At 63.1% G+C, this 9,932-nt stretch carries 8 protein-coding genes and 1 pseudogene; all 9 read right to left on the bottom strand.

The genetic code is table 11. The annotated features are described in order from the left end of the window. Positions 1-419 (bottom strand): annotated as a pseudogene (locus tag P3T23_RS46375) (formate dehydrogenase); the annotation flags it as partial. Next, on the bottom strand, positions 416-904 hold the full coding sequence (locus tag P3T23_RS46380; RefSeq protein WP_429322742.1) for an NAD(P)H-dependent oxidoreductase subunit E: 489 nt from the start codon (positions 902-904) through the stop codon (positions 416-418). The pseudogene P3T23_RS46375 and the gene P3T23_RS46380, both read right to left, overlap by 4 nt. A gap of 69 nt (positions 905-973) precedes the next feature. Beyond that, positions 974-2,299: an oxalate/formate MFS antiporter gene (gene oxlT / locus P3T23_RS46385; protein WP_429322735.1), complete on the bottom strand. Its 1,326-nt coding sequence runs from the start codon at positions 2,297-2,299 to the stop codon at positions 974-976. Between the two features lie 252 nt (positions 2,300-2,551). After that, the gene (gene pyk, locus P3T23_RS46390) at positions 2,552-3,964 is read right to left on the bottom strand and encodes a pyruvate kinase (protein ID WP_429322736.1); all 1,413 of its coding nucleotides are present in this window, start codon (positions 3,962-3,964) and stop codon (positions 2,552-2,554) included. Between the two features lie 50 nt (positions 3,965-4,014). Continuing rightward, positions 4,015-5,406 (bottom strand): Re/Si-specific NAD(P)(+) transhydrogenase subunit beta, encoded by a 1,392-nt coding sequence (pntB, locus tag P3T23_RS46395; RefSeq protein WP_429322737.1) that lies wholly within the window; start codon positions 5,404-5,406, stop codon positions 4,015-4,017. A gap of 9 nt (positions 5,407-5,415) precedes the next feature. After that, positions 5,416-6,999, bottom strand: coding sequence for a Re/Si-specific NAD(P)(+) transhydrogenase subunit alpha (locus tag P3T23_RS46400; protein ID WP_429322738.1), 1,584 nt, complete (start codon positions 6,997-6,999; stop codon positions 5,416-5,418). 1 nt (position 7,000) lies between these two features. Further along, on the bottom strand, positions 7,001-7,780 hold the full coding sequence (locus P3T23_RS46405) for a fumarylacetoacetate hydrolase family protein (protein WP_429322739.1): 780 nt from the start codon (positions 7,778-7,780) through the stop codon (positions 7,001-7,003). A gap of 117 nt (positions 7,781-7,897) precedes the next feature. Next, positions 7,898-9,145 (bottom strand): formyl-CoA transferase, encoded by a 1,248-nt coding sequence (gene frc, locus P3T23_RS46410; RefSeq protein WP_429322740.1) that lies wholly within the window; start codon positions 9,143-9,145, stop codon positions 7,898-7,900. A 178-nt stretch (positions 9,146-9,323) separates the two neighbouring features. Further along, a complete protein-coding gene (locus P3T23_RS46415; protein ID WP_429322741.1) occupies positions 9,324-9,557 on the bottom strand; it encodes a hypothetical protein in 234 nt (77 codons plus the stop codon). Positions 9,558-9,932 lie beyond the last annotated feature (375 nt).

A 9,932-nucleotide genomic window follows, 5' to 3' on the forward strand; every position in this document is an offset into this window, starting at 1 on the left:
GCGGCGGCGCCGTCGGTGGCAAGTGCCTGCTTCAAGCCTTCGATGCCGCCATGCGCGACGTAGTCGTCGATCGAAAGCGGATCGGTGATGCCGATCCGCGCAAACGTCAGGCGCTGCTGCTTCTTCAGGTAGGGAATCTCTTCGACGATGCCGACGTGGCGCGCATGCGTCTTCCCTTCGATGAAACCGGCGTCGAACAGCGAGGCGACCTCGGCTGCGTCGACATTCGCATAACCGACGCGGCCCGCCGGTGTGTCCACTTCGACCAGCGGCTCGAGCCACAGCAGCCCGCGCGAACCGTTGCGCACCAGTTCGATGGCCACGCCGCGCCGGGCGGCTTCATCGGCGATGGCTGCGGCAAGCGCGTCGGCGCCGAGCGCGAGCGCGGCGGAATCTCGGGGAACGAAGATTCTGGTCATGCCGTTTCCTCCGCATGCTTCGTGCTGACGAGCGCAGCGTCAAGGAGCGCGTCGAATTTCTGCGGCGTGACTCTCCCGTGGAGCGTGCCGTTGATCATCATCGCCGGCGACAGCGCGCACTGGCCAAGGCAGTACACCGATTCGAGCCCGGTGCCGGCGCTATGCGCCGCGTCGAAGTGGCAGCCGGTGCGCGTTTCGATGTGCTGCGCCAGCGCCTCGGTGCCCATGCTGCGGCACGCTTCCGCGCGGCACAGCTGCACCGTGACCGGCGCGGCGGGCTGCGTGCGGAAGTGGTGATAGTAGGTGAGCACACCGTGCACTTCCGCGCGCGACAGATTCATCGCCCGCGCCAGCGGCGCGACGGCGGCCAGCGGCACGAAGCCGACGTCGTCCTGGATCGCGTGCAGCACGGCAAGCAGGGAGCCACCACGGCGGATATGCCGCTCAATCAACTCATTCGAATCGGCCAAGATAGTCTCCTGCAGAGCGGCCGTGGGATGCCTTCACGTTCTGATCCCGCATTGCACGCCGAACACGCACTGCTTCAGCGACGCTCACTCGTGCGAACCGAGAGGCGACGGTCGAAAGTGGCTTTCCGATGCCGTGCTGGGCGCAGCGGAGTTCAGAATCCAGCGGCGTCGCATTGGATACAGGATGAACTTCGCCGACACACCGGCCATCAACGAAATACACGCAACGAAGATGAACACCGCGTTCCATCCGCCGTGCGCGGACAACAGCGAAGCCACAGGCACCAGCATGGCGGCAGTCCCTTTGGCGGTATAAAGCGTACCGGCATTGCCCGCCGCGTATCTGGCGCCGAACGTGTCGGCACACGTCGCAGGAAAATTCGAGAAAATGTCGCCGTAGCACAGGAACACGAGTCCGGAAAACAGCACGAACAGGTACGGGTTGTGACCGAAGTGCATCAGCCCCAGCAGCGCCAGCGCTTCGCCCATAAAGGTCATGAACATGGTGTTCTCACGGCCGATCCGGTCGGAGACCCAACCGCATAGCGGGCGCGTGAAACCGTTGCACATATTGTTGATCGACAGCGTCATCGTCAGCAGCGGCAACGTCACGCTCAGCACGCTGACCGGCATCGCCGCAAAGCCATACTCCTTCGCGATCGGACCGATCTCCGCAGTGGCAATGATGCCGCCTGCCGCGACGCACACGAACATCGCGTACATCACCCAGAAAAGCGGTGCGCGAATCATCTGCTTCGTCGTGTAATCGGTCTTCGTTGCGACGATGCGCCTGACCCCAGCCGCATGCGCCGGCGGCTTCGGGCGCACCAGCAAGGTTGCCAGCAGCAGGATGCAGACACCCTGGAACACGCCGAAGAACACAAACGCATGCTCGTACCCGGCGCTCTGGATCATGTTGGAGATCGGGATCACCGTCAGCGCCGCGCCGGCGCCGAAGCCCGCCGCAGTCAGACCGGCGGCCAACCCGCGCCTGTCGGGAAACCACTTGAGCGCCGTGCCCACACAGGTGCCGTAGACGCATCCCGCTCCGATACCGGCAATCACAGCGGCGACGTAGAGGGTCGGCAGATTCGGCGCATAGGCATCGAGAATCCAGCCCAAACCAGCGCAGATCGACCCGCCGATGACGACAGGGCGAGGACCGAACTTGTCGACGAGCCAACCCTCGACAGGTACCAGCCAGGTCTCGGTGATGATGAAAATCGAAAACGCCAGCTGGATGGCGGCTTGCCCCCAGTGGTGTTTGGCGTCCATCGGGATGACAAAGAGGGTCCATGCGTATTGAAGGTTCGCTATAAGACCCATGCAGGCGATGCCGGCTGCCAGCTGGACCCAGCGGTTATGCCGCCGCGCCGTATAGCCGCTGAAGGCTCTGTCAGTCTGTAACACGTTCTCTGTCTCCGTCTATTGACTTGTTTGCTTGCCTGATCAAAACACCTGCATGTCAAGGCTGAACTGTCATGGCGCTTGAACCATGATGGACGGCTTCAACAATTAACAAAAGTTAAAGTTCCTTCTGTGTCATATTAGCTATCGTTAATACATCCCCGAAACCTTGCAGTCACTGCGAGCGCGCCCGCGCACGATCGCAAGCGCTCCGGCCATTTGACGGCTACCCGTCCAGCTTGCGTGCGGCGTCGCCTAGACTCTGGCAATTCGCAGCAAATTGGTGGTACCCGATTCGCCGAACGGCATGCCCGCCGCGATCGCCACCGGGTCGCCTGAATTTGCAAAGCCCTGTCTCACGGCGATGCTGCACGCGGCACTCACCATCTCGTCGACCGATTCGACGTCAGGGCTGACTGTGGAATGCACGCCCCACACCAGCGCAAGACGCCGCGCCGTCGACAGCTTCGGCGTGATGCTGAGAATCGGCGCGACAGGACGCTGACGGGCGGCCCGCAGGCTGGTGTGTCCAGACGTCGTGTACGTGACCGTCGCAACTGCAGCGATGGTCTGCGCGACGTCGCGCAGTGCCGCGCAGATGGCGTCTCCCGGTGTGCCCAGCGGAAGTTCATGCTGGGCATCAAGCAGGCTCCGGTAGAGCGGATCATGTTCGACCTCCTTGATGATCCGCTCCATCATCGCCACGGCCTGCACGGGAAAGCCGCCGCTGGCCGACTCCGCAGACAGCATGACGGCGTCCGCGCCATCGTAGATCGCCGTCGCGACGTCCGATGCTTCGGCGCGCGTAGGCACTGGCGCTGAAATCATCGACTCGAGCATCTGTGTCGCGATGATCACCGGCTTGCCGTGGCTGCGGCAGGAGCGAAGAATGCGCTTCTGGGCACCCGGCACGCGTTCAGGCGGAAGCTCGACGCCCAGATCGCCGCGTGCGACCATCACCGCATCGGCCGCATTCACGATCTCATCGAGCCGATCGAGCGCCGCCGGCTTTTCCAGCTTGACCATGAGCCCGGCGCGCTCGCCAATGAGTTCGCGCGCGTCGATCAAATCCTCGGGACGCTGTACGAACGACAGCGCAATCCAGTCGGCGCCGAGCGACAACGCAAATTCCAGATCGATCAGGTCTTTCTGGGTCAGCACGGGAATCGGCAGTATCGCGTCGGGCACATTCACCCCTTTTCGATCCGACAGCGTTCCTCCGTGCAATACGCGGGTACGGATCCGCTCGCCGTCGTTTTCGAGCACTTCCAGGCGCAGTTTGCCGTCATCGAGCAGCAGCGACTGGCCGGCGGCGACGACGTCGAAGAGTTCCGGATGGGGCAAACATACGCGATTGACGTCGCCGTCCGCCGGGTTCCGGTCGAGCGCAAATTCGGCGCCCGTCACGAGCATCACCTTGCCCTCGGCGAACGGGCCGACGCGCAGCTTCGGTCCCTGCATGTCTGCCAGAATCGAAATGGGCCGGCCCGAAGCACGCTCGACCTCGCGAACCAGGTCATAGCGCCGCCGATGGTCCTCGTGCGAGCCGTGACTGAAATTCAGCCGGAATACATCGGCGCCGGCGTGAAAAAGTTGGGTAATCGTTTCGAGATCGGAGGTCGCGGGGCCGAGGGTCGCGACGATCTTTGCTTTGCGTAGGCGGATCATAATCGGTCAGTAAGGTGAGGTGACGGGCGAGCGAGCGCGGCAACAGCCGGTCAAGCGTCGAGTTGCCTGAGCAATGCGTCGACGCTGCCCTTCGCGTCGCCGAACAGCATCCGGGTGTTGTCCTTGTAGAAGAGCGGGTTGTCCACGCCTGCATAGCCGGTCGCCATGCTGCGTTTCGACACGACCACCGTGCGCGCTTTCCATACTTCGAGCACCGGCATCCCCGCGATCGGACTGCCCGGATCTTCGAGCGCACCCGGGTTCACGATGTCGTTCGCGCCGATCACCAGCACGACGTCCGTGTTGCTGAAATCTTCGTTGATTTCATCCATTTCGAGCACGATGTCGTACGGCACCTTCGCTTCGGCAAGCAGCACGTTCATGTGGCCCGGCAAGCGTCCGGCGACCGGATGGATGCCGAAACGGACCCGCACACCGAGACCGTCGAGCTTGCGCGTGATTTCGCTGATGGTCGTCTGTGCCTGCGCGACGGCCATCCCGTAGCCCGGTACGATGATGACCTCGGACGCGTCGCGCAAAATCGCGCTGACTTCGTCAACGCTGGTCGCCACCACCTCCCCCGCGATATCCGCCGAACTCGTGCCGCTCGCCGCGCCGAAGCCGCCAAGAATCACCGAGATGAAACTGCGGTTCATCGCGCGGCACATGATGTAGCTCAGGATCGCGCCGCTCGAGCCGACCAGCGCGCCGGTCGTGATCAACAGGTCGTTGCTCAGCATGAAGCCCGTGGCCGCGGCGGCCCATCCTGAGTAACTGTTCAGCATCGACACGACAACCGGCATGTCCGCGCCGCCGATGGCCATCACCAGATGCACGCCGAGCGCCGCGGCGAGCACGATCATCACGAGCAATGTGACGATGCCGTCCGCGCCCGACGGCGCCGTGAGGAACCGGTAGCCGATCGCGACGCACAGCACCAGCGCGAGCAGGTTCAGCCCATGCCGGCCCGGTATCACAAGCGGTTTGCCGCTAATCGTGCCCTGCAGCTTCAGGAACGCGACGATCGAACCGGTGAACGTGATCGTGCCGATAAACACGCCAAGATAAATCTCGGACAGGTGAATCACCCGCTCCGCGCCACCGAACTCGCCGGCCGACATCAGATAGTTGGTAAAGCCGATCAGCACCGCGGCCAACCCGACAAAGCTATGCAATATCGCGACCAGTTGCGGCATCTGGGTCATCTCGACACGCCGCGCCAGCAGCGCGCCGACCGCTGCGCCGATCACGGCCGCCGCCAATACGACTTCGATCCCCGCGCCCTGTGCGATGATCAGCGTCGCAACGACTGCGATCAGCATGCCCGCCACGCCATACAGATTGCCGCGGCGCGCGCTCGTCGGATGACTCAGTCCGCGCAAACTCAGGATAAACAGCGTACTCGCGCCCAAATACGCAATGTTGCCGATTCCGTTCAGCATGACCACTCCTTAGTTGCGCTGGAACATCTTCAACATGCGTTGGGTCACGAGAAACCCGCCCGCGATGTTGATCGTGGCAACCAGCAAAGCGACGCCGCCCAGCACCGTTACCAGCACATTCGGCGTGCCGAGTTGCAGCAGCGCGCCAATCACGATGATTCCGCTGATCGCGTTGGTCACGCTCATCAGCGGCGTGTGCAGCGCCGGCGTCACATTCCAGACCACCTGGTAGCCGACGAATACCGCCAGCACGAACACCGTCAGATGCGCGACGAACGCGGGCGGTGCCACCGCGCCGAGCGCGAGCAGCGCCAACGCCGCGACCGCCAGCAAGACGAGCGATGTATACCGCGAGCGAGCCGCAGCGGCCGCTTGTTCCGCGGGATCGACGGGGCTCGCCACGGGCTTGTCGGGCGGCGGGCGATGCGCGGCGATCGCGGCCTGTTTCGGCGGCGGCGGCGGCCAGCTGACCGCGCCTTGATACACGACGGTCGCGCCGCGCATCACGTCGTCATCCATGTCGATGCGCGCGACACCGTCTTTCTGTGGCGCCAGATCGGTCAATAGATGGCGGATGTTGGTGCCGTAGAGCTGACTTGATTGCGTCGCCATCCGGCTCGGTAAATCGGTGTAGCCGATGATCGTCACGCCCCTGACCGACACCACCTCGCCAGGCTGCGTCAGTTCGCAGTTGCCGCCCTGCTCCGCGGCCATGTCGACGATCACGCTGCCTGGCCGCATGCCCTCGACCATCGCCGCAGTAATGAGCTTGGGCGCCGGCTTGCCCGGAATCAGCGCGGTGGTGATGATGATGTCGACGTCCTTCGCTTGCGCGGCGAACAGCGCCATCTCTGCTTCGATGAACTTCGCGCTCATCTGCTTCGCGTAGCCGCCGGAGCCGCTGCCTTCCTCTTCGACATCGAGCTTGAGAAACTCGGCGCCCATGCTTTCGACCTGCTGCTCGACTTCAGGACGTGTGTCGAACGCACGCACGATCGCGCCCAAGCCGCGCGCCGCACCGATTGCAGCGAGCCCGGCGACACCCGCGCCGATCACCATCACTTTTGCGGGCGGCATCTTGCCCGCAGCGGTGATCTGTCCGGTGAAGACGCGCCCGAAATGCTGCGCGGCTTCGATCACCGCGCGGTACCCGGCCATGTTGGCCATCGAGCTGAGCGCATCGAGCTTCTGCGCGCGCGAAATGCGCGGAACACAGTCCATCGCCAGCACGCTCGTACCGCCGTCGGCGAGCTGCGTGAGCAGCGCCGGGTTCTGCGCGGGCCAGATGAAGCTGATCAGCATCGCGCCATTTTTCAGCAAGGTCGCTTCATCCAGCCCGAGCTCCGGATTCAGTTCGGGCGCGCGCACCTTGATCACGATATCGGCATCGGTCCACAACGCACGGGTGTCGCTGACCACCTGCGCGCCGGCCGCGCGATACGCGTCGTCCGCGAATGACGCCCTGAGGCCCGCGCCCGCTTCGATGTTCACCGCGAAGCCGAGCTTCAGCAACTGGCCGACGGTTTCGGGCGTCGCCGCGACGCGGCGTTCTCCCGCGCGGACTTCGCGCGGCACTGCAATCGTCATCGCCATGTCAGGCTCCTGATGACAGCGTGTTCGACAGCACGCCGATCCCTTCGATCGACACCTCGACCGTCGAGCCGTCCTTGATCGAGCCGATGCCAATCGAGGTGCCGATAGCAATGACGTCGCCGGGCAACAGCGTCATGTCGTGCGAGATCAGGCTGACCTGTTCGGCGGGCGAGAAGATCATGTCCGACAGCGGATAGTTCTGCCGCTCGACGTCGTCGAGCCGTGTGACGACGTGCGCATTACGCCAGTCGAAATCACGCTGGATCGCAGGACCGATGCAGCTAAACGTATCGAAGCCCTTCGAGCGGCACCATTGCGCAAAATTAGGGTCTTCGTTCAGTAGTTCGGCCGCGGTCACGTCGTTGATGCACGTGTAACCGAAAATGCAATCGTTCGCCTCGTCTACCTGGACGTTGCGGCAGCGCTTGCCGATCACGATCGCGAGTTCCCCTTCGTACGCGATCTTGCCGCCGTAGGCTTGCGGCCGCTGGATGGATTCGCCCGGGCCGATTACGGAGGTGGAGGGCTTGATCAGAAATAGCGGATGGGAAGGCGCGGCCTTGCCGAGCTTCTCCGACAGCGCGCGGAAGTTGTTCCACAACGCGACCACCTTCGTAGGAACACACGGATTGAGCAGCGTCACGTCATCGAAGCTGAGTACGTTGGCGCTTGGGACCGCGTCACCGAACATGTCTCCTTCGTATTCAGTGACGCGATGGTTTTCTAGCACGCCGAAACCAATCCTGCCATGGGCGAGCCGAAAACGTATCCACGATTTCATCGGAATGTCTCCTGCGATTTTTTTGCTGCAATGACGCGACTGGTCGAACCGGTCGCGCGGCGATGTCTTGTACGGCGTGCGGCGCGTCGGATGCGCAGCGAGGTTTCGTCTATGCGCTCATATCGCACCGACGGCACGCAAATGCGCGATTTGATCCGGGTGGTAGCCGAGTTCGGCCATCACCTCGTCGGTGTGTTCGCCCAGCAGCGGCGAGCGCGTGACCTTGGTCGGACTGTCGGACAGCTTGATCGGGTTGCCCACCGTCAGATACTTGCCGCGCACCGGATGATCGACCTCGACGATTGTGCCGGTCTTGCGCAGCGAGGGCTCCTCGGCGATCTCCTTCATCGACAGGATCGGGCCGCACGGAATGTCGTACTTGTTGAGAATCGCCATCGCGTCGAACTTCGTCTTCGTCATGGTCCAGCGCTCGATCTCGGCAAAGATGTCCTTCAGGCGTGGCAAACGTGCGGCGGGCGTCGCGTAGTCGGGATCGGTGGCCCATTCCTCCTTGCCGATCACGTTGCAGATCTTCGTCCACACCGGCGCCTGCGCGATGAAATAGATGTACGCGTTCGGATCCCATTCCCAATCCTTGCATTTCAGGATCCAGCCCGGCTGACCGCCTCCCGAAGCATTGCCGGCGCGCGGCACGGCTTCGCCGAAGGTGCCGTTCGGATGTTGCGGATACTCCCGCATCACGCCGGTGCGTTCGAGCCGCTGCTGGTCGCGCAGTTTCACGCGGCACAGGTTGAGCACGCCATCCTGCATCGCCGCGAGCACGTATTGACCACGCCCCGTCGTCTTCCGCTGATAGAGCGCGGTAACGATGCCAAGCGCGAGATGCAGCCCGGTGCCGCTATCGCCGATCTGCGCGCCGGTCACGACGGGCGGGCCGTCGTCGAAGCCTGTAGTCGACGCCGCACCGCCCACGCACTGAGCGACGTTCTCGTAGACCTTGCAGTCTTCATAAGGCCCCGGGCCGAAGCCTTTGACCGAGGCCACAATCATGCGCGGATTGAGTTCCTGGATGCGTTCCCGGCTGAAACCCATCCGGTCGAGCGCGCCCGGTGCGAAGTTCTCCACCAGCACGTCGCACTTCTGGATCAACGCTTCGAGAACCTGCTTGCCTTCCGGGTGCTTCGTATCGATCGTGACCGAACGCTTGTTGTGGTTGAGCATCGTGAAGTAAAGACTGTCCGCCTCGGGGATATCGCGCAGCTGTTCGCGCGTGATATCGCCGGCGCCTGCCCGCTCCACCTTGATCACATCCGCGCCGAACCATGCCAGCAACTGCGTGCACGTCGGACCCGATTGGACGTGCGTGAAATCAAGAATGCGCACGTCCTCCAATGCCTGGCCCATCTCACGTCTCCCTAAATTGATCTGTACTGACCTGAGCCATTTTGCGTCACAGTCCGCCTCCCATCCCGGCCGGCTCACGGGCCTTTGGCATCGTGTTTGTCCGGCGCGGCATGCTCACCGCAGGTCTTCTGCTCGAGCGCGCGTTCTGCACGGATGGTGCCGGCTGTGGCGGCCGGCGTCATCGGTTGCCGGACTTCAGCAACGCCATCGCCACGCGGCGTGCGCCGGCGATGGCCGCAGCTTCGCTTTCGAAGACCGCCTCGTCGGCGACCTGCTGGTAGGGCAGGAGGCTGGGTTGCGCCTGATTTTCTTCAACCGTGCGAATCGCCGCATAGGCCGCCCATCCGCCGTTGTGGATCAATTGCATCGCAGACAGCTCAAGCCGATATCGTCCAAGTACTTCTACTTGCATCGGATGCCTCCGTATAGTCCTCAAGGGTCTGAACTGCCGTGCCGAAACGTCCGGCTTTGCAGCCGATCATGAATCTGGCGTCAGGCGCGCATTGCCGGTTGTCGGCAAAGCAGTCGCACGCGTGCTGCTCAACTCGCCTGGCACGGCAAACATAGTCGATGGCTGCTTGCATGACAGGGCCCGAAGTGGGAAAGCTTTCGTTCACTTGCGAACAGCACCCGTGCGGGGCGCTGTTCGGGCAGGCATCCGCAGATGCCGCACGAAGATTGGACGTTGCTGACAGCTTGCGCCGTCAGACCACTTTCGATTCGCGCATGTTCAGGATCTGATCCCTGGTGTAGCCGAGACTCGCCAGCACTTCCTCCGTGTGTTCCC

This window comes from Paraburkholderia sp. GAS448, assembly GCF_050435685.1.
Taxonomy (GTDB): Bacteria; Pseudomonadota; Gammaproteobacteria; order Burkholderiales; family Burkholderiaceae; genus Paraburkholderia.